The organism is Bryocella sp., from assembly GCF_058498515.1.
In genome coordinates, this window is sequence record NZ_JBMHYI010000047.1 from 436,462 (window position 1) to 455,241 (window position 18,780).

The 18,780-nt window shown below is 62.5% G+C and carries 20 protein-coding genes; 10 read left to right on the forward strand and 10 right to left on the reverse strand.

Features of this window, described 5'->3' with window-relative positions; translation table 11 throughout:
• Positions 1 to 146: 146 nt before the first annotated feature.
• Together AC5E6W_RS15155 and AC5E6W_RS15160 are read right to left on the reverse strand one after the other, a co-directional pair.
• Complete coding sequence (locus AC5E6W_RS15155; protein WP_103932974.1) at positions 147 to 443, reverse strand: HU family DNA-binding protein; 297 nt, start codon at positions 441 to 443, stop codon at positions 147 to 149.
• Between the two features lie 480 nt (positions 444 to 923).
• Positions 924 to 1,646 (reverse strand): DUF2461 domain-containing protein, encoded by a 723-nt coding sequence (locus tag AC5E6W_RS15160; RefSeq protein WP_491753154.1) that lies wholly within the window; start codon positions 1,644 to 1,646, stop codon positions 924 to 926.
• Between the two features lie 123 nt (positions 1,647 to 1,769).
• Between AC5E6W_RS15160 and AC5E6W_RS15165 the strand changes: the two genes are divergently transcribed.
• Both AC5E6W_RS15165 and AC5E6W_RS15170 read left to right on the forward strand, forming a co-directional pair.
• On the forward strand, positions 1,770 to 3,689 hold the full coding sequence (locus tag AC5E6W_RS15165; RefSeq protein ID WP_491753155.1) for an amidohydrolase family protein: 1,920 nt from the start codon (positions 1,770 to 1,772) through the stop codon (positions 3,687 to 3,689).
• 82 nt (positions 3,690 to 3,771) lie between these two features.
• The gene (locus AC5E6W_RS15170; RefSeq protein ID WP_491753156.1) at positions 3,772 to 4,302 is read left to right on the forward strand and encodes a hypothetical protein; all 531 of its coding nucleotides are present in this window, start codon (positions 3,772 to 3,774) and stop codon (positions 4,300 to 4,302) included.
• Positions 4,303 to 4,376: 74 nt separating this feature from the next.
• On the opposite strand, the gene AC5E6W_RS15175 is transcribed toward AC5E6W_RS15170, so the two are convergent.
• Together AC5E6W_RS15175 and AC5E6W_RS15180 are read right to left on the reverse strand one after the other, a co-directional pair.
• Positions 4,377 to 6,143 (reverse strand): M20/M25/M40 family metallo-hydrolase, encoded by a 1,767-nt coding sequence (locus AC5E6W_RS15175; RefSeq protein ID WP_491753157.1) that lies wholly within the window; start codon positions 6,141 to 6,143, stop codon positions 4,377 to 4,379.
• A 198-nt stretch (positions 6,144 to 6,341) separates the two neighbouring features.
• Positions 6,342 to 6,656, reverse strand: a complete 315-nt coding sequence (locus tag AC5E6W_RS15180; RefSeq protein WP_491753158.1) for a hypothetical protein — start codon at positions 6,654 to 6,656, stop codon at positions 6,342 to 6,344.
• 19 nt (positions 6,657 to 6,675) lie between these two features.
• Between AC5E6W_RS15180 and AC5E6W_RS15185 the strand changes: the two genes are divergently transcribed.
• Positions 6,676 to 7,566: a hypothetical protein gene (locus AC5E6W_RS15185; RefSeq protein ID WP_491753159.1), complete on the forward strand. Its 891-nt coding sequence runs from the start codon at positions 6,676 to 6,678 to the stop codon at positions 7,564 to 7,566.
• A gap of 3 nt (positions 7,567 to 7,569) precedes the next feature.
• On the opposite strand, the gene ruvA is transcribed toward AC5E6W_RS15185, so the two are convergent.
• The 5 genes from ruvA to AC5E6W_RS15210 form a co-directional block, all read right to left on the reverse strand.
• Positions 7,570 to 8,166: a Holliday junction branch migration protein RuvA gene (gene ruvA, locus AC5E6W_RS15190; RefSeq protein WP_491753160.1), complete on the reverse strand. Its 597-nt coding sequence runs from the start codon at positions 8,164 to 8,166 to the stop codon at positions 7,570 to 7,572.
• Between the two features lie 77 nt (positions 8,167 to 8,243).
• Positions 8,244 to 8,432 (reverse strand): hypothetical protein, encoded by a 189-nt coding sequence (locus tag AC5E6W_RS15195; RefSeq protein WP_491753161.1) that lies wholly within the window; start codon positions 8,430 to 8,432, stop codon positions 8,244 to 8,246.
• Between the two features lie 8 nt (positions 8,433 to 8,440).
• Complete coding sequence (locus AC5E6W_RS15200) at positions 8,441 to 9,262, reverse strand: lysophospholipid acyltransferase family protein (RefSeq protein WP_491753162.1); 822 nt, start codon at positions 9,260 to 9,262, stop codon at positions 8,441 to 8,443.
• A 10-nt stretch (positions 9,263 to 9,272) separates the two neighbouring features.
• Positions 9,273 to 10,760, reverse strand: coding sequence for a bifunctional folylpolyglutamate synthase/dihydrofolate synthase (locus AC5E6W_RS15205; RefSeq protein WP_491753163.1), 1,488 nt, complete (start codon positions 10,758 to 10,760; stop codon positions 9,273 to 9,275).
• A gap of 325 nt (positions 10,761 to 11,085) precedes the next feature.
• Positions 11,086 to 11,940 (reverse strand): class I SAM-dependent methyltransferase, encoded by an 855-nt coding sequence (locus AC5E6W_RS15210; protein ID WP_491753164.1) that lies wholly within the window; start codon positions 11,938 to 11,940, stop codon positions 11,086 to 11,088.
• A gap of 53 nt (positions 11,941 to 11,993) precedes the next feature.
• Here AC5E6W_RS15210 and AC5E6W_RS15215 point away from each other — a divergent pair, with 53 nt between their 5' ends.
• Positions 11,994 to 12,275, forward strand: a complete 282-nt coding sequence (locus AC5E6W_RS15215; RefSeq protein ID WP_491753165.1) for a BrnT family toxin — start codon at positions 11,994 to 11,996, stop codon at positions 12,273 to 12,275.
• Positions 12,272 to 12,574, forward strand: coding sequence for a hypothetical protein (locus AC5E6W_RS15220; RefSeq protein WP_491753166.1), 303 nt, complete (start codon positions 12,272 to 12,274; stop codon positions 12,572 to 12,574). The genes AC5E6W_RS15215 and AC5E6W_RS15220 overlap by 4 nt, the downstream gene beginning before the upstream one ends.
• On the opposite strand, the gene accD is transcribed toward AC5E6W_RS15220, so the two are convergent.
• The gene (accD, locus tag AC5E6W_RS15225) at positions 12,571 to 13,422 is read right to left on the reverse strand and encodes an acetyl-CoA carboxylase, carboxyltransferase subunit beta (protein ID WP_491753167.1); all 852 of its coding nucleotides are present in this window, start codon (positions 13,420 to 13,422) and stop codon (positions 12,571 to 12,573) included. The two genes, AC5E6W_RS15220 and accD, sit on opposite strands and share 4 nt — an antisense overlap.
• Before the next feature lie 127 nt (positions 13,423 to 13,549).
• On the opposite strand from accD, the gene chrA reads away from it, so the two are divergent.
• The 5 genes from chrA to AC5E6W_RS15250 all read left to right on the forward strand — a co-directional run bounded on the left by chrA (position 13,550) and on the right by AC5E6W_RS15250 (position 18,767).
• Positions 13,550 to 14,758: a chromate efflux transporter gene (chrA, locus tag AC5E6W_RS15230; protein WP_491753168.1), complete on the forward strand. Its 1,209-nt coding sequence runs from the start codon at positions 13,550 to 13,552 to the stop codon at positions 14,756 to 14,758.
• A gap of 510 nt (positions 14,759 to 15,268) precedes the next feature.
• Positions 15,269 to 17,287, forward strand: coding sequence for a threonine--tRNA ligase (gene thrS, locus AC5E6W_RS15235; RefSeq protein WP_491753271.1), 2,019 nt, complete (start codon positions 15,269 to 15,271; stop codon positions 17,285 to 17,287).
• A complete protein-coding gene (locus AC5E6W_RS15240) occupies positions 17,288 to 17,989 on the forward strand; it encodes a phytanoyl-CoA dioxygenase family protein (protein WP_491753169.1) in 702 nt (233 codons plus the stop codon). It begins immediately after the preceding gene.
• Between the two features lie 38 nt (positions 17,990 to 18,027).
• Positions 18,028 to 18,354 (forward strand): type II toxin-antitoxin system Phd/YefM family antitoxin, encoded by a 327-nt coding sequence (locus AC5E6W_RS15245; protein WP_491753170.1) that lies wholly within the window; start codon positions 18,028 to 18,030, stop codon positions 18,352 to 18,354.
• Positions 18,351 to 18,767 (forward strand): type II toxin-antitoxin system VapC family toxin, encoded by a 417-nt coding sequence (locus tag AC5E6W_RS15250; RefSeq protein WP_491753171.1) that lies wholly within the window; start codon positions 18,351 to 18,353, stop codon positions 18,765 to 18,767. Before AC5E6W_RS15245 ends, AC5E6W_RS15250 begins: the two co-directional genes overlap by 4 nt.
• The last annotated feature ends 13 nt before the right edge of the window (positions 18,768 to 18,780 follow it).

The following is an 18,780-nucleotide window of genomic DNA, read 5'->3' on the forward strand; positions in this document are numbered from 1 at the left end:
CTATTGCGCTCCAAAAAAAATGGGCCGAAGCTCACGGACATGGTGTCCGCAGGCTTCGGCCTCGCGCATTCTGAGCGTTCACTCAGACGCTGGGTCTCTCTGCGCCGCGCATGGCGGCGAAAGAGGAATAACTACTTCTGGATTCCTTACTTCTTGGGGGGAGCGATCGCGTCCTTGGCAACCTTCGCGACGCGGAACTTCACGACGGTCTTGGCCTTGATCTTGATGGCTTCGCCGGTCTGGGGGTTGCGGCCCATGCGCGCCTTGCGCTCGGCCTTGACCAGCTTGCCGATGCCGGGGATGGTGAACTCGCCGTTCTTCTTGGTTTCCTTGACCGCGGTCTCGGAGAGAAGCTCGAGGAAGCCTGCGGTCTGCTTGTTGGTGAGCTCCAGCTTTTCAGCCAGCGTGCGAACGAGCTGCGTCTTGGTCATACCCTTTGCCATTTTCGTATCACTCCTTGTTACTTCAATGTTCGGTTGCTTCGATGTTCGTTGCGTCGATGTTCGTTGCGTCGATTTCCCTGCGTCGATTGAGCGTAGGCCCGAGAGCCTATCTCCCGCACCGGGCAATGCGGCCTTCTCGTGAGTTCGTTGGCTGCTGAACCTCCGCGCTCAACAGCACGAAAACACGCGTGGGGCCTGTGTTTCATGCGGGTGCGGCGAACCGCGCCGATGTTCACGATCAACCTTCCTGTCTTGTTTGTCAACGGCTTTTCTCCCGTTTCCACAGGTTTTTCTCGGGTCTGAGCCAAAATGTGGCCGTTTTTCTCCGAAATTCGAGGATGGGGATGCGAAAACCCGCGCGGAGAGCGGAGATTCATCACGCGGCGCGGTGCCCGACAGCATACATCGGCGGCCGGTGCAAAGCGCGTGGAAGAACGCGAGTCGAGGTTACGAATCGGGCTCGGAGCCGAGCCAGTAAGCTCAGAGCCACTCGTTGGCGGAGGGCTTCGCGGGCTTTGTCGCTGCCAGCATCGCCTCATTCAGAGCGTCGATGAGCGGTGCTGCGGCCTTGAAGCCACGCGCGACGTTCTTCACCAAGGAGGGCTCGAGCGCGGCACTGCCAGGGAGCAGTAGATGCACACCCCAGTTGCGCGCACGCAGAAGCTCATCGGCAGGATGGTCCGCGGCGAAGCCTTTCGGCATGCGGGTGAGCGCCTGGGGATCGATGAGCGAGACACCAATGCCGGCGACCTTGGTGCGCAGTGCGGCCTTCAGCATCTTGCGATACTCCACATGGTTGTCGGCGAGCCACTCGCGGATGGCGAGCAGTTGCGCTCGCTCCGGCATGTACACACCGCCGGCGATCATTACCTGATCCGGATGCACGTGCATGTAGTAACCGCCGCCGGAGGTCTTCTCCATGCCATAGCGAGCCCACCACGCGGCGATCTGGCGCTTATAGGGCCGCTTATCCTTTGCGAATCGCGTGTCGCGATAGATGCGCATCATGACCTTCTTCGGGTCGCGGACGTGGTCCGGAGCGAAGGAGAGCATCTCGTGATTCAGGGCGTCGATGAAGGCGAGCATCGGCGTCTTGAGCTCGGCCTCGTAGACGTCGCGACGGGCTTCGAACCAGTCACGGTCGTTGTGGCGGGCGAGGCCCTTGAGGAACTTGATTGCGTTGGGAGAGAAGTGCGCTGCCATGCAGGTTGGATGATAGCGCGGGGGGTTGAGGAGCAGGATGTGCGATAGGGATGTCGTCGCGGGAACTGGGCTGTAGGCTGGAGCGTACCTGCTCTGTCACCGCACCCCCAGGAGAATTACGCCTTGATCCATCCTCGTCCTTCCATTGCTGCCCTGGTCTTCGCCATCACGATGCTGGGCTTCGCGCCCCGTGCATTGAAAGCTGAGGAGGCTCCTGCACCGTCGGGAACATTTGTGCTGCACAAGTTCGCGAAGGCAATTGGCAAAGAGACGTATGAGATCCGCAGCGGAAAAGATGACGTGACACTGAACTCGCACTTTCTCTTCACGGATCGCGGATCGCCAGTGCCCCTCGACACGACGTTTGCGATCGGCCCCTCGTCCTCCATCCTCCACCTGACGGCAAAGGGACAGGTCTCCCGCCAGAGCAAGATCGATCTTGATCTCATGAGCAACGAGGACAATCAGCTCGGCATTGCACTCGATGGAAAGACGACGACGGTTACCGTGAAGGAGCCATGGTTCCCGATGGCTGGCTATGCTCCGGTCGCGATGCAGGAGCAGATGATGCGGTGGTGGCTCAGCAAGGAACCTGCCAGCTTCACCGTCTACCCCTCTGGTGCGACGGTACGCATCGTTCCTGCGGGTGACATCACCGTCGAAGGCCACAAGCTGCATGGCTACACGGTGAGTGGACTCATCTGGGGGCAGGAGTGTCTCTGGATGGACGATGCGAAGAACCTCGCGGCGTTGGTGAGCACGGATGCGGAGTTCGATCACTTCGAGGCCACGCGGGATACGTATGCGAAGGACTTGAACATGTTCATCGCGGAGGGCGTGAAGAACTCTCTCGCGGCGTTGGCGAAGATCAGCGCGAGTACGCGTCTTCCTGCGCCGAAGCTGCTGGCGATCGTGGGCGCGACGGTGATCGATGCGGCCGGGAAGTATGCGATCCCCGGGCTGTGGGACATGCATGCGCACTATGAACAGGTGGAGTGGGGGCCGATCTATCTTGCGTCGGGCGTAACGAGCGTGCGCGATGTGGGCAATGAGTTCGACTTCATCCGCACGCTGCATAGCGAGCTCGACAAGAAGAAGGATGCTGCGATTGGCCCGCACCTGGAGTTCGCAGGCATCATCGATGGCGATGCAAATGGCGGGAAGATTTCGCTGGGCGCGGTGGTTGCGAGCACTCCCGAGGAAGCGCGTGCGTGGGTGACGAAGTACAAAGCTGCGGGAGCGAAGCAGATCAAGATTTACAGCTCGGTGACTCCCGAGATTGTGAAGGTGATCTGCGAGGCAGCGCATGCGCAGGGGATGACCGTCACCGGGCATATTCCTGAAGGAATGACGGCAGAGGAGGGAATCGCCGATGGGATGGACCAGATCAATCACATCAGCTACGACCTGGCGTACTTCTCGCACCCCGTAATGGGCGCAGATGGAAAGCCGGATCGCACGAAGGCTCCGGTGTGGGATGGGGATTCGGAACGCGCAAAGCAGTACCTCGCAACACTGAAGGAGCATCACACGGTGCTCGACCCGACGATGGCACTCTACGAGACGTTCCTGAATCCGATGCCGCTTGCCGAGTTCGAGCCGGGGATCACTCACGTGGCTCCGCAGCTACGCGCTGCGCTGGAGCAGGCCCCTCCCACTGGAGAGCGCGCCGCGCGAATGGCAGCGCAGTGGGCGATCACGCTCAAGACGCTGCGCGACCTTCACAAGGCAGGTGTACCGATTGTGGCGGGGACTGATCAAGCGATCCCGGGATACTCGCTGCATCGCGAGTTGGAGGTTTATGTGCAGGCCGGGTTCACACCGCTGGAAGCGCTGCAGTCGGCGACGATCGTGGCAGCGCGGGCGGCGGGAGTGGAGAAAGAGTCGGGATCGCTGGAGGTGGGCAAGCGCGGGGATGTGCTGCTGCTCGATGCCGACCCCCTGGCGGACATCCACAACACGCGCAAGGTCTGGCGGACGGTAGCGGCGGGCGCGGTGTACACGCCGGGGCCGCTGTGGGAGAGCGTGGGCTTCCTGCCATAGGAAACCAGGGCGGGGCACAAAGATTTCTGCTGGCGCGCGTGACCTTCGCGGAGGAGAATCGTCGCACGGAAAGGAGGCTCCGATGCGACTTCCCTTTGTTCTGGCAATCAGTTTCGGTTTGGCGGCGGTGTTGGTACAAGCCGCCTCAGCACAGGCTCTGATGAGCAGTCCTGTGCCTGCCGCGGAGTGCGGTGTCGGGCTGTATGCCCAGCAGCGCGCCTCCGGTGTGACGGTGTGGACCACAGCGCTCGAAGATCAGGCCCAGACTCCCAGTGACAAGAGCGGTGTGCATGTCGTCGTGATGCCGAAGCAGGCGGTGCGCGAGGTGACACTGCGAGTGACGTTCCTGCCGTATGGCTTGCGGGCGGTTCCTACAGACAGCTTCGCGAAGAAAGATATGCACGAAGAGTCGCGGACGTTTCATCTGAGCGCGAAGGACGCGGCAGAGAAGAAGCTGACGGGGGATCTGCTGCTGGGGCGTGTGTCGGGCGTGAAGAGCGTGGCGGTGGAGAGCATCGAGTTCGCGGATGGGAGCTCGTGGAAGGCGCCACGCGAAAATCCATGCAGCGTAGCGCCGAGCGGGTATGTGCCGGTGAACGCTGAGGCGCATTAGCCTCACGCTGACGCGGCAAAGCAAAGCGGCGAGAGGAAGATCCTCTCGCCGCTTCGTTGTTGCTGGCTTTCTGCTTACCGGTTCATGCCGGGCTTGCCGCTATCGGGCGGAGGCACGGCGTTGGGGTAGAGGCCAGGGATGGGAGCGCGGAGCTTGTTCTCATCCTCGGGGTGCGGGAAGGGCTTGCGCGGCATCATGGCGTCGCGCTGGCTGGTGTTGTAGAGGAAGATGGCCTCGACGATCGCGGCCTGCTCGAGGTCGGCCTGGTGCAGGCGATCGTAGGTGTCCATGTCGGAGTGGTGGGTGCGGGTCTCGTAGTCCATGGGGTCCTGGATGTACTGGAAGCCAGGCAGGCCCACGGCGTCGAAGCTGAGGTGATCGGTGCCACCGGTGTTGCGGTTGGTGATGGTGGTGACGCCGAGATCCTTCAGCGGAGCGATCCACTGCGCGAAGATGGGGCCGATGGCGAAGTTGCCCTGCGTATACACGCCGCGGACCTTGCCTGTGCCGTTGTCGAGGTTGTAGTAGGCGTCGAGCGTCTCCCACTCCTTGGTGGTCGTCAGCGGGCCGCGCGCACCACCCATGAAGGAGGGAACGCCGTCATCACCACCCTTTGCGGGAGCGAACTTGCCGAAGTGCTCATCGACGTAGCCTTTGGAGCCGAAGAGGCCCTGCTCTTCACCGGACCACAGCGCAATGCGGATGGTGCGGCGCGGCTTGATCTCCAGCGCCTTGAGGATGCGCATGGCTTCCATCGCGACGATGGAGCCTGCGCCGTTGTCGGTGGCGCCGGTGCCGGAAATCCAGCTATCGAGATGGCCGCCGACCATGACGACCTGATCCTTCAGCTTGGGGTCGGTGCCGGGGATTTCTCCGACGGAGTTGAAGCCGTGTTCGTGGTCGCTGGTGAACTTAGTGTCGATGTTCACTTCCATCGTGACGGGCACGTGGGCCTGCACCATGCGGGCGATGCGGTTATAGTGCTCGATCATCATGACGGCGTTGGGCACGGGAACCTTGTTCTCGGGCTTCTGCGCGGCCTGCGCGAGGTTCGCTCCGTTGTCGTCAAAGATGATGCCGGTGCCACCGCCCTCGCCGCCATCGCGGGTGGGAGTGATGATGGCGAGCACACCTTCTTCAGCCATCATCTTGACGGCTTCGGTGCGTGCCTTGGCGCGGGCCATGCGCTCCTGCGGAGAGACGCGAGCGAACGCGTTGCCTCCGCGCCGTGGCTGCTCGGGGCCGGCCATGTCGTCCAGCTCCTGTTGCGTATAGCGATGGAACAGCGGCTGGTCGATGTCCGGGGTCTCTCGCGTGTCGCCGGCCAGGACGATCTTGCCCTTGAGCTTGCCTTCGTACTTGGCGACGGCTTCCTTAGTTACTTGCGGAAGGAAGATCACCTCGCCGGAGACGGCTCCCGGGGTCGCGACGGACCAGGGGGCAGCCTGCATCCAAAGCGGTTCGGGATCGGGCGAGACCATGCGCGCCCAGGTGTTGACCTGGAACCAGCCCATGCCGAAGTCGCCCCAGTCCTCGAGGTGGGCGTTGCTGAGGCCGATGCGCGTGAAGGTGTCGCGCGTCCACTCATTGGCCTTCTTCATGTTGGGCGAGCCGGTAAGGCGCGGGCCAATACCATCGGCGAGCGCGCCGGCGAAGTCCATCACCTTGCCGTGCGTCATGCCTTCATTGCGGATGCGCTGGTACATGGTCATGTCCAGCGACTCGGTGGCCGGTTGCGGACCGTAGTACGAGGGCTCGGGCTTGTCGGCGGCAAAGGCGGAGGGGGGACAGAGCAACAGAGCCACAAGGGCAGGGCTCAAGGCTTGCGCAAGACGTCTCATCTGCGGAAATTCTCCTACTGGGGGATGACTGGAAGCTGGGGATGTCTGAAAGCATAGATCAACGCGCGCACCGGGCGCCCTGCTGGTCTACTTTCCTGGGTCACAGGAAGAGACGAGCGCAGAGGCGAGGAAAGACGCGTGGCCCGGCGAAACGGGGACCCGGAGGAATGACGAAACAATCGGTGAAGGAAAGAGAACCTAGCTGCCGGTATGCGGACGGCGCGTCTTGCGGCGGACCCAGAGGAAGCCAAGATAGGTGTAGCTGATGATCAGGACGACCAGTCCAATGGGAAACCCTATATCGCGATACGTGAGTGCGAAATCTACGGGACGATGCGTGGCGCTCAGGTAGACCAGGCAGCCCATGATGGCGAGGAAGGTCGACGTGAAGAAGGAGGCCATTCCCATGGCGGTTCCCATGAGCAGGGACTGGAACCAGCCGAGGTCCCCAAGCGGGATTCCCAATACGACGCCGTCGCGGCGGGCCTGATCGATATGATTCGCGCTTGCCATCTGGAGTTAGAATACGGCAATGGCTGACTCTCTGCCGGGCGGGCTGGTTCTAGCGACGCAGGTCGCACGCGAGACGGAGGTCCGGCGCTCCGCCAACGGTGTGCGCTTTGCGACGTTCGGCGAAACCGGCGTTGCGGATCTTGATCTGGACCGCATGCTGGAGGCCGTCCCCACGGCGATCGTCAGCTCTCTCAAGGCCAACACATACTACTTTGTGCCCCTGGCACTGCGTGAGCCTCCGCAGGATCTGGAAGCGGTCTCGCAGCGCAAGGCCGATCAGCCGATGGTGGCGCGGAGCTACACGGACGAGTTCTCCGATGCGGCGATCTGCCATCGCAACGTGGAGCTGGGCCACGGCAACCGCGGTGTTTTCATCTCCACGCGGCTGATGGGGGACCGCTTCGCGCTGTGCTTCGAGTTCTTTATCAACGTGGCGCATGCGTTTGTGGACCAGGCCGGCGTTCCGCAGAGCTTTACGGATCTCGCGTGGCAGCAGGCGATGGCGAATGTGCGCGGCGAGACCTCGCTGGATGCATGGGAATCGCGCAACCTGGCCCTGGGCCGGCCAGCCAGCGGCGAGCCTGAGCCACAACCTTCGCGCCGCACCCGCATGCTCAGCGAGGCTTCGCAAAACTTTGCCGCAACCATGAAAGCAGCCGGTCAACCCGTAGGCGCGCATGCAGTGGTCGACGAACGCGAGAAGACACTGTTCCTCGAGGCCGGGTTTTCGGATGCGGTGGCGATTTATCTGCTCTCGCTGGCGATGGACTTCGACTATGGCGAACTGCGCGAGCGGGAATATCCGCTGCTGGCTCCGGCGGCACTCGCCGCGAGGCTGAAGCTCGTCGCCGAGCTCTTCCCGCCGAACGCGGGCTATGAGTTTGCGGTGAAGTACCGGCGCAGGGCCTAACGACTAGCGCACCGCGCTCATTGCGGCGCGGAAGAGCTTCTCGAAGTCGCTGGCAACAGCTGCGTCCTTTGCAGCAGTCTCGACGGCCTTTTGGGCGATGGGCCTTGGGTAGCCGAGGTTGACCAGCGCGCTGAGCACGTCTTCGGCGACGGCGCCCAGCGAGGGCGTAGCGGACTGTGTGGATAGCGCCGCGGCCATGTCGTCGAGCTTGTCCTTCAGCTCCAACACCACGCGCTCGGCGGTCTTCTTGCCGATGCCCGGAATCTTCGTCAGGGTCGCGTGATCGCCGCCGCGAATGGCGGTGATGAGACGATCCGCGCTGATGCCGCTGAGCACGGTAATCGCGAGCTTGGGACCGATGCCGGAGATGGTGAGGAGCTTTTCGAAGAGGCGCTTTTCGTCGAGCGTCGCGAAGCCAAAGAGCAGCAGCGCGTCCTCGCGCACATGGGTGTGCACATGGAGACGGCCGTCGGTCCCGGGCTCACCGAGTTCGGTGTAGGTCGCTACGGAGATCGCCAGCTCATAACCGACGCCGTGGCAGTCAATGACGACGGCGTTGGGAGACTTCGCAAGGATCTGTCCACGGAGGTGCGCAATCACAGGACGAGTCTATCGGAGTGCGCTGTGTGGCTGTAGTAGAAGAGAAGAGTTCTGAGTTGCGAGTGTCGAGCCGCGAGTCAATCGCGTTTCGTACTGCGCAGAATCAGCACGGCGTTGAGGACCTGCAGTGCGAGGAAGATCCCGAGTACGACTTCGAAGAGCATGTGTCCGCGGAGCTTCAGCATCAGCGCAATGACAGCGATAGCGCCGAGGCTGAGGAGCATGAGCCCGGTCTTCGATCCTGAGTCGAGGGAGCCGGAAGCCATGGGTTGTCTCAGGCCTCCGTCGTCTCGGCGATGTAGGTCTCGTGGATGACCTGGCGAAGGCGCTTCGTGAGCGCATCGGCATCGCGGGTGGTTAAACCTGCGGTCTCGATGGGTTCCCCAATGATGAGCTTCAGCGGGCGCGGGCGCAGCACGTAGGTGTGCATGGGCAGCAACTCATAGGTGCCTACCAGCGTGATGGGGACAATCGGCACCTGGGCCTTGATCGCCATCCATGCGGCTCCGGAGACCATCTCGCGCACTTCGCCGTAGCTGCGGCCGCCTTCAGGGAAGAGGACCAGCGGGAGACCACCCTGAAGCGTCTTCACGCCGCGGCCGAGGCTCGCGATGAGGGAACGGCCAGACCCGGTGTCGATAGGAACCTGCCCGGAACGATTCAGGTACCAGCCGATGAACGGGATCTTCCAGAGCGAGGCCTTGGCGAGGATGCGGAACTGGAAGGGTAGGTTCGCGAAGAGCACTGGCGTGTCGTAGTAGCTGAGGTGATTGGACGTGTAGACCGCGACGGGACGGTGGGTGTCGGCACGACGAAGGGGCTGAACGTGCTCCGTACCTTCCACTGTGACCGGGGCCATGGCCATACGCAGCAGCGTGCGCGCCCATTGCCGCGCGATCCAGTGCTGCTGGCGGCCGGTGGAGTCCCACAAACCGGCAATAAGGGAGAAGGTTCCGAAGACCGCGGTGGAGAGGCCAACGAGAGGCATCAGCAACAGATAGGTAAGCCACTGCAGAGGCAGAGGGATCTGGGGGCGAGGCGGTTCGGCTGCCTGCTGCTCGTTATGGAGCTCTCGAAGGGTGATGCGTTCGGACACTGGATTGATGTTAGCTTGCAGTGACCATCTGTGGCTTGCGTTCCGCCAGGGCGATGGCCCGGACCTCTGCCACGAGGAAGATGGAGCCCGTGACGACGATGATGCCCTCGGGCGACGTGATGGCCTCCGCCTGCGCGAGCGCGGCAAGGACATGTGGCGCGGCGTGGAATGGAACATCGAGCTGCCGGGCAGTGGCCTCGAGTTGTTCCAATGATGCAGCCCGTGGGTTCTGGATGGGCGCGAGCACGACGTGATCCTGGACGCGGTCCGGGTCGCCGGAGGCGGAGTCGAAGAGCGGCAACAGCACCTGCATCATCTCCTCGATGGGCTTGTCCGCAAGGCAGGAGAAGACGAGGGTGCGCGGCGTGGTGTCGGGCAGTGTCGCCAGCGCGGCACGCAGTGTCCACGCGCCCGCGGGGTTATGCGCGACGTCGAGCAACAGCGGAGCATGCAGGCTTCCGCTAGGTGCGAGGCGTGGCGGAAACCATTCGAGGCGTCCGGGCCAAACGGTGTTGCGCACGCCGCGCTCGATGGCGTCGTTGCTGATGGGGAAGCCGTGGTTGCTGCGGAGTTCGACGGCCGTTGCGATGGCAAGCGCGAGGTTGCGTTGCTGATGAGCGCCGGCCAGAGGCGAGTCGATGTGCAGCGTCTCATCATCAAGCGAGAGGTCATAGCGATTGCGAGCGAGCGGGGACTCGGCGCGGGTTGTCGTAATGCGGGCAGCATCATGCGGCGCGGTTAGGCGGGCTCCGGGAAGGAACCGTGCAGCATCAACGCCACGAACGTTCTTCGCGACGGCGATCTCGCCGATGGCGTAGTTAGCTTCCTGGTGCTGCGAGAGCGTGACCAGCACACCATCCTGACGGAGAATGCCAGCCTTCTCGGCGGCGATCTTCGCGATCGTGTTGCCCAGGTAGTCCATATGATCGAAGCCGATATCGGTGATGACGGAAAGAAGGGGCTCGACGACGTTGGTCGCATCGAGCCGGCCCCCCAGTCCAACCTCGAGAATCGCGAGTTCGATGCCTTGCTCGGCGAAGTAACAGAAGGCCACTGCAGTGAGAATTTCGAAGAAGCTGGGGTAATGCGGAAGAGACCCTTGTTCGATGAGCGTGCGGGCAGTCGAATCGACGCGGCTGAAGATGGTGGCGAAGTCGTCATCCGATATCTCCTCTAACCGGCGTATGCCGTCGGCGTCTGTACTCTTTTGGGACACGCGAATTCGTTCGTTGACGCGTAACAGATGCGGCGAGGTGTATAGCCCACAACGAATGTCGGCTGCCGCCGCAATCGACGCAAGTGTTGAAGCTGTTGAACCTTTCCCATTCGTTCCGGCGATAAGGATGGAGCGAAAGCGCGACTGTGGCTCGCCGAGGGCATAAGCCAATGCGCGGATGTGGTCAAGAGAAAACTTCCGCACGCCCGTAATGGGCGCGTGGCTCTTCGGTAACTCCGGACCAAGTGACGATAATGTGCCTAGCGCGTCGGTGTATTTCAAGGTATTGTCAATCCTGCTGATCGGGCCGAACTAGGAGATAGAGTACCGCGCGGGGCGGGCTGGCATTCTATTGCCGGCGTACGATTGAGTCCCCACCGCAACTCCTTGCGACGAGCCAGTGCGCTCACCCTTGATGATCCAAGTCAGGACCCCCATGCAAGATGTTGCGATCTTCTTCTCCTTTGTCACATTCGTGATGTTTCCCTGCTATCTAGCTTATCGTTCCGGCAACAGCGGCCGCAGCGACCGCTAACGCCGCTCCGAACAGGGCAGCGGTGATGCGCCCCTGATGCGGATGCCTCTTCACGAGACGTGCCAGGCTCGATCAGAATCTTCGCGCGTGGCATAGTCGACCCGCCCTTCCACGCAGAGCAAGGCCATCCATCCTCTCCGCAAGATAGCGATTGTGCAGCGACGGCCCATCGAGATCCTCGACGACCCGCAACCCGGCGCGGTCCAGCTCCAACGCCAACTCCTCCGGCCTGAAGAACAACTGAAACGGCTCACCGGCCTGCGCTACGCGCGCAGACATCGAATCCAGCATGAGCTGCTCGTTGGGTGAGAGCGCCTCGCGCGGCTGCGAGTAGTCGAAGACCACTTCGCTGCCTGATGCCAGCGATCCCAGCAGAGCGATTGTTCCGCGAAATGCTTCTATCGTGAGATACGGAACGACGCCAAGCCATGCAGTGACGGTGGGCGCGTTGAAGTCGAAGCCCGCGGCAGCAAGTTCCTCACGCAGGCTCTGTCGCTCGAAGTTCACAGCAACGAAGCGCATGGTGACCGGCGGTTGAATATGCGCCGCGACGAGCCGCTCGTGCTTCCACGCCTGAGTGGCCGGATGATCGACCTCAAATACGCGAACGTGCGTATGCGGATTGCGGTAGGCGAAGGTATCCAGTCCCGCGCCGAGCACAAGGTACTGGCGCACGTCACGATCGCGAACGGCTTCGGCCAGAATGTCTTCGGCAAGCCGTGCCCGCACCACCATGAAGGCTCGCAGTCCCGCCGAGAACGGCCGGCGAATGCTGTCGGGCGTGCGCTCCACCTCAGCCGCATCGGGCCCGAGGATGGGCACCGCGAGGGGATCATCGAGGACTCGCGGTTCGGCATCATGCACCTGATGCGCAGCGCGGCGCAAGGCGACGCGGAGCGCGGTGCGGGAGGGCTGGGCTTCGATCACGTCATTAGCGTACCCGGTTACACTGTGCAGCAGCCAAGCGGAGGAGTTACGGCGTGATCTTCGATTGGGACGCGGACAACCTACGTCACATCGCGCGGCATCGTGTCACGCCGGAAGAGGTCGAGCAGGCCCTCTGGAATGACCCCGTGGATGCGGGGATCCAATATGATGAAGGGGACGGCATCCGTCTTTTTCAAGTGGGCGGAACGGCCACCGGCAGAATTCTCGGCATCATCACCACCTTAAGGGACGAACGAATTCGCCCCATCACCGCCTGGGACGCGGACAAACGGGACAAGCTGGTTTATTTGCAATCCAGGATGAAACGGCCATGACGACAAAACTCGTGGTACCTAAGTTTCAGACCGAAGCCGAAGAAGCCGAGTGGTGGCATGCCCATCGCAGCACGCTGAGCGAAGAGCTTGAGCGCGCGGCCACCGGCGGTACGCTGCGGACCGGCACTTCCAGAAACCTAGCCGAGGTCGCAGAAGCCCGAAAGCACTCCTCTTTATTGAATCTCACAGACGACGACCTGCTCAAGGTGTATGAGGCTGCGAGACGTCGTGGGATCACTGTTCAGCAGTATGTGACCGGCGTTGTGCATCGGGCCCTCGAACGCGAGTCCGCAGCCTAGCTAACCTTCTGGTCGCCCATCCAGCTGAGCGCGTTGATGAGGTAGTCCTTCAGCTCGCAGCGGGGAACGATGGCGTCGAGGAAGCCGTGCTCGAGCAAGAACTCGGCGCGCTGGAAGCCTTCGGGGAGCTTCTGGCGGATCGTCTGCTCGATGACGCGGGGGCCGGCGAAGCCGATCAGCGCTCCGGGTTCGGCGATGTTGAGGTCGCCCAGCATGGCGAAGCTGGCGGTGACGCCGCCGGTGGTCGGGTCGGTCATCAGGCTGATGTAGGGGATCTTCGCATCGTCCATCTTCGCCAGGCCGGCGGAGATCTTGGCAAGCTGCATGAGGCTGGCAATGCCTTCCATCATGCGCGCACCGCCGGAGGCCGAGACGATGATGAGCGGGTGGCGCGTGGCCAGCGAGCGATCGACGGCGCGAGCGATGACTTCGCCCACGACGGAGCCCATGGAGCCGCCGATGAAGCTGTACTCCATCACGGAGAGCACGACCTCGTGCGGGCCCATCTTGCCGACGGCGTTGATGATGGCGTCCGAGAGGCCAGTTTTCTTCTGGGCCTGCTTCAGGCGCTCCTTGTAGGGCTTGAGGTCGGTGAATTCAAGCGGGTCGGTGGACATGAGGCCGCCGTCGACGAGCTCATAGCCCTCTTCGAGAAGGTTCGCGATGCGGAACCGCGCGTCGAACTTGAAGTGGTAGCCGCAGCTGGGGCAAACCTGCAGATTCGCCTCGAGATCGGCCTTCCAGATGACCTTACGGCAGTGGGGACATTTGATCCAGAGGCCCTCGGTGCGGACCTCGTGCCCCTCGGGCGGTACGATCTCGTTGTCTTCGCGCTTGAACCAGCTCATCGCTTGGGTGGATCTCCGGCTCCCAACATCGGGCCTCAGCCATTGTATCGAACGCGATCGGGGTGGGCTTAATGCTGCCGCAAGCATCTGGGTGCAGAATGGAGCCATCCTGTTCTCCTGGCTTCAGATGACCACTCCCGCCACAGCGTCACGCCACTCCCCGATGACGGTCTTTCTTGCCTTCCTGCGGCTTGGCTGCACGTCGTTCGGTGGGCCGGTGGCGCACCTTGGGTACTTTCAGCGGGAGTTCGTGGAGCGGCGCGGGTGGCTCTCGGCGGAGGCCTACGCCGAGCTGATGGCCCTGGCGCAGTCTCTCCCCGGCCCGGCGAGCAGCCAGGTGGGGTTTGGCATCGGAATGCTGACGGCGGGCCTGCCGGGAGCACTCGCGGCCTGGGTTGGCTTCACCGCACCTTCCGCTGCGCTGATGCTGGCCTTTGCGCTGGGCCACGGCGCGATGCGCGGTCCGCAGGCGCAGGCGGCGCTGCATGGGCTGCAGCTGGTGGCGGTGGCCGTGGTGGCGCAGGCGGTGCTGGCGATGCAGAAAAAGCTCGCGCCCGATGCGCTGCGGCTGGGGATTGCGGCCGTCGCGGCGGCGCTGGTGCTCTGGCTGCCGGTTTGGGTCGGGACGATCGCGGTGCTGCTGTTCGGCGCGGGCTTGGGAAGGCTGCTATTGCGGGGCAGGATCGCAGAACCTGCGGCCGCGGTCGCAGGGCTGCCGGTGTCGCGGCGCATAGGTTGGGTGGCGCTGGGGAGCTTCGCGGGGCTGCTCACGGCTGCATTCCTCCTGCAGGGAAGCATGCTCTCGCCCTGGACGCTGGCCGCGGCGTTTTATCGCACCGGAGCGCTGGTCTTTGGCGGGGGCCACGTGGTGCTGCCACTGCTGGAGAGCGCGGTGGTCACGAAGGGATGGATTCCCCAGGATGCGTATCTGGCCGGCTATGGCGTGGCGCAGGCGCTTCCCGGACCGCTGTTCAGCTTCGCGGCGTACGTGGGCGCAGTGGTCCGGCCCGCAGCACATCCGCTGCTGGACGGGCTGCTGGCGCTGGTTGGGATTTTCCTGCCGGGGCTGCTTCTGATGACCGCCGCACTGCCGTTCTGGGCCGCAATCCGGGCACAGCCGGGGTGGCGCTCGGCGCTGGCGGGCATCAATGCAGCGATGGTGGGAGTGCTGTTTGCGGCGCTGATCCATCCGGTGGGGACGGAGAGTGTGCACGGCTTGCTGGATCTTGGGGTCGCGGCGGGTGCGTTTGCGGCACTGATGCTCACCCGGACGCCGGCATGGGCGATTGTGCTCTGCGTAGGTGGGCTGAGCGTGGCTGGAAGCCTGCTACGGTAGGGCTCAGGCCGAGGCCCATGCGGGAGAGTTCTCGAAGAAGGGCAACGAGGCCTCAGGCTGTGACTCCGGCGCGTGAACGTGGAAGCAGCAGCGGGGGTGGGCTGCGGGATGATCGGTGCTTGCGGCGTGGTGACGCCGTAGCTCGCGCATCAGTTCCACGCGGAGGAGGGACTGCTCTTCTTGAATTTGAGGAGATTCGGGGGATTCCGCGGACCAGTGAAGCAGAAATCCCTGGCCGCACACTCTGCAGCGAATGTCGCTGCCTGCATTCGACGCCTCACACTGTAACCGCATGATGGGCCCCCTTCCCGAACCCCGTGCCGGTTGCGCACGGTCTGTCGGTAGAAACCCCATCGGCTGCGTAGGGTTGCGGCGTGAGGATGCGTCTGCGGGTGGGACAGGGCAGTGTTTCAGGGTGGGACAGTATGGTTGACGGAGCGCCCTGAGCAAGAACTGGAGAACGCTCTCCGCAGCTTCGAGCAAACGGATATCCTTAAGGCCGTGAGTGACATGATCAAAGTTCAGCTTCCCGACGGCTCCGTACGCGAAGTCGCGCGCGGCACATCGCCGCTTGATATCGCCAACAGCATCTCCCCTCGCCTGGCTGCAGCCGTCGTGGTCGCGCGCATTGCCTCGTTGACCGAAACTCCCGCGACGACGGGTGAGGCGGCGCTGGAGGCCAGCGAGGAAGCGATGTACGCCTCTCAGAGCACCGGACCTCGTGTGGTGGGGCTGACACAGCCGCTGACTGAGGACGTCACGCTGGAGCTGCTGAAGGAGGCCGACCCGGCATCGCTGCAGGTGGTGCGGCACTCGGCTGCGCATGTGATGGCGACGGCGATCCTGGAGCTCTTCCCGGAGACGAAGCTGGGCCACGGTCCTGCAACGGACAATGGCTTCTTCTACGACGTGTATCGCGAGGTGCCGTTCACGGAGAGCGATCTTGCGGCGATTGAAAAGCGCATGCAGGAAGTCGTCGAGCGTGACGAGCCGTTCGTTCGCGTCGAGGAGACGCGGGAGCAGGGTCTCGCTGAGTATGAGTCCAAGGCTGAGTTCATGAAGGTCCACTTCATCGAACGCTTCACGAAGCCGGGCGATACGATCTCGCTGTACAAGAACGGCAACTTCACGGACTTCTGTCGCGGGCCGCACGTGCCTTCGACGGGCCGCGTGAAGGCATTCAAGCTGACGTCGATTGCCGGAGCCTACTGGCTGGGCGACGAGAACAACCAGCAACTGCAGCGCATCTACGGCACGGCGTTCTTCAACGCCAAGGACCTGGACGCGCACTTCAAACGGCTGGAAGAGATCAAGGCACGCGACCATCGCGTGCTGGGCAAGCAGCTCGACCTGTTCTCCATCCAGGAGGTTGCGGGCGCCGGGCTGATCTTCTGGCACCCGAAGGGCGGGCTGATCCGCAAGACGATGGAGGACTGGATGCGCGAGGAGTGCATCCGGCGCGGGTACCACATGGTCTTCACGCCGCACATCATGCGGCGCGAGCTGTGGAAGATCAGTGGGCATGAAGCGAATTACGCTGAAAATATGTACCCGCCGATGGAGCTGGACGATGCAGAGTACCGGCTGAAGCCTATGAATTGCCCGGGCCACATTCTGATCTACAAGAGTTCTCCGCGCAGTTATCGCGACCTTCCGCAGCGTTACGCCGAGCTCGGCAACGTGTACCGGTACGAGCGCAGCGGCACCATGCACGGTCTGCTGCGCGTGCGCGGCTTCACGCAGGATGATGCTCACATCTTTTGCACTCCCCAGCAGATCGAAGCTGAGATGGAAGACTGCGTCGACTTCGCCGAGTCGGTACTGAAGACGTTCGGCTTTTCCGAGTTCCAGGTTGAGCTTTCCACCTGGGACCCAAAGGACCCCAAGTTTATCGGTGGCGCTGAGCAGTGGGACCGCGCCAATGGCTCACTGACCCGGGTGCTCGAGCGCAAGAACATTCCCTACAAAACAATCCCGGGCGAAGCAGCATTCTACGGCCCCAAGATCGACATCAAGGTGGTCGACGTCCTCGGACGACTGTGGCAACTCTCCACCGTCCAGTTTGACTGGAACCTTCCCGCCCGCTTCAACCTCGAGTACATCGGTGAAGATGGCGAGCGCCACCAGCCTGTGATGGTTCACAGGGCTCTTTTTGGATCTATCGAGCGCTTCTTCGGCGTGCTCATCGAGCACTACGCGGGTTCGTTCCCTGTGTGGCTGGCGCCGGTGCAAGTCGGCCTGGTGCCCATCAGCGAGAAGCACCTCGAATACGCCGACACGGTGAAGAAGAGACTGGAGGCCGCAGGCCTGCGCGTGGAGCTCGACCTGAGCAACCAGAAGATGAATGCGAAGATTCGCGACTTCGGTCTGCAGAAGGTGCCGTTCATTCTCATCATGGGCGACAAGGAAGCGGCGACCGATGCGGTCTCCGTGCGCACACGAGGCAAGGGCGACCAGGGCTCGGTGACGGTGGACGAGTTCCTTGGGCGAGTGAAGACCCTGGTCGATGGGCACTCGATGGAGCTGTAGTTGATTGACTACGAACAATTCACACGGGACGGCTTCGCAATGAGGCCGTCCCTTTTGTCATCGGCAGAGGTGGTCGCGCTGATTGCGCTTGTCGAACCGCATGTGCAATTCGCGCCGACGATGCAAAGCCCAAGGCGTGGCGGCTTGCGGGACGCGATGGAGCGCGTGCCTGCATTGCGTGCCGTCGCAGAGCATCCCGCTGTACGCGGGATTGTCTCATGCGTGCTGGGCGATGAAGCCATCGTTGTGCGCTCGACTCTCTTCGACAAGACGCCAGATGCTAACTGGAAGGTGCCGTGGCATCAAGATGTCACGATCGCGGTGCGCGAACGAATTGATGCGGAAGGCTATGGCCCTTGGTCGGTGAAAGAAGGCGTAGTCCACGTCCAGCCCCCAACTGCGATCCTCGAGCGCATGGTCACGATTCGTGTGCATCTCGATCCATGTCCTGCGACAAACGGGGCTCTCCGAGTGATGCCGGGATCACATCGGCTTGGCCGGATCGATCAGAATGAGGCACCTCGACACGTCGATGAGGGGCATGCCGTGACATGCGAGGCGGCCGCAGGCGCAGCGCTCGTGATGCGACCGCTGCTACTGCACGCATCCTCGGCTTCGACTCATCCGGGGCATCGCCGTGTACTGCACTTTGATTTTGCAAATGCAGTTCTAGCGAACAGACTCACGTGGCAGCTTCGATGAATCTTGCTTTCTGATGACCATGGTCATAGGCTATGGTCATGAGCGCGCACTCCAAGCCGCAGCCGAAGGACGACAGCAAGGTCCGCACGATTCCCGCCGGGGAATTCAAGGCGAAGTGTCTGCAACTGATGGATGAGGTCAACGAGAAGAAGTTGACGCTGATCATCACGAAGCGGGGCAAGCCGGTGAGCCAGGTTGTGCCTCCGGCCCACGACCAGCCGAAGTTCGAATCCATCGTCGGAAGGCATCCCGGCATCAAGATTCTTGGCGACATCGTGTCCCCTCTTCCGCAGGAATGGACGTTGCCCGAGTGGGCATGGGAAAAGCCGAAGGCCAAGCGTTCGCAAAAGAAAGAAGAGAAGTGAGCGCCTACCTTCTCGACACGCACGTTTGGCTCTGGTCTGTCACGTCAGACACAAATCGTGTGTCGGCCGGGTTCTTCAAGGAGATCGAAGCGTGGCAGAGAGCAGGGACTGCCTACCTTTCACCCTTCAGTTGCTGGGAGATTGGTCTGCTTATCTCGAAAGGGCAGCTTCACCTTGACCTTTCCGTCGACGACCTGTGGCGTAGCGATACAGCGGCTGGCCGCCTGGTGGAGGCGCAACTCACCACTTCTATTCTTATCGAGTCCACGCGCATTCCGGGTGAGTTCCATGGAGATCCCGCAGACCGGATCCTCGTCGCCACCGCACGCGAGTACGGCATGACGCTCGTCACTAGCGACAAGCTACTGCTGGCCTACGCGAAGCGCGGGCTGGTGAAGGCGCGGCGCCCCTAGCTTCCCAGCGTCC

Excerpts from the sequence above, each read along its gene's own strand:
- AC5E6W_RS15155 (WP_103932974.1), bottom strand. The coding sequence starts at position 443 with ATGGCAAAGGGTATGACCAAGACGCAGCTCGTTCGCACGCTGGCTGAA.
- AC5E6W_RS15160 (WP_491753154.1), bottom strand. The coding sequence starts at position 1,646 with ATGGCAGCGCACTTCTCTCCCAACGCAATCAAGTTCCTCAAGGGCCTC.
- AC5E6W_RS15170 (WP_491753156.1), top strand. The coding sequence starts at position 3,772 with ATGCGACTTCCCTTTGTTCTGGCAATCAGTTTCGGTTTGGCGGCGGTG.
- AC5E6W_RS15175 (WP_491753157.1), bottom strand. The coding sequence starts at position 6,143 with ATGAGACGTCTTGCGCAAGCCTTGAGCCCTGCCCTTGTGGCTCTGTTG.
- AC5E6W_RS15180 (WP_491753158.1), bottom strand. The coding sequence starts at position 6,656 with ATGGCAAGCGCGAATCATATCGATCAGGCCCGCCGCGACGGCGTCGTA.
- AC5E6W_RS15185 (WP_491753159.1), top strand. The coding sequence starts at position 6,676 with ATGGCTGACTCTCTGCCGGGCGGGCTGGTTCTAGCGACGCAGGTCGCA.
- AC5E6W_RS15195 (WP_491753161.1), bottom strand. The coding sequence starts at position 8,432 with ATGGCTTCCGGCTCCCTCGACTCAGGATCGAAGACCGGGCTCATGCTC.
- AC5E6W_RS15220 (WP_491753166.1), top strand. The coding sequence starts at position 12,272 with ATGACGACAAAACTCGTGGTACCTAAGTTTCAGACCGAAGCCGAAGAA.
- accD (WP_491753167.1), bottom strand. The coding sequence starts at position 13,422 with ATGAGCTGGTTCAAGCGCGAAGACAACGAGATCGTACCGCCCGAGGGG.
- chrA (WP_491753168.1), top strand. The coding sequence starts at position 13,550 with ATGACCACTCCCGCCACAGCGTCACGCCACTCCCCGATGACGGTCTTT.
- thrS (WP_491753271.1), top strand. The coding sequence starts at position 15,269 with ATGATCAAAGTTCAGCTTCCCGACGGCTCCGTACGCGAAGTCGCGCGC.
- AC5E6W_RS15245 (WP_491753170.1), top strand. The coding sequence starts at position 18,028 with ATGAGCGCGCACTCCAAGCCGCAGCCGAAGGACGACAGCAAGGTCCGC.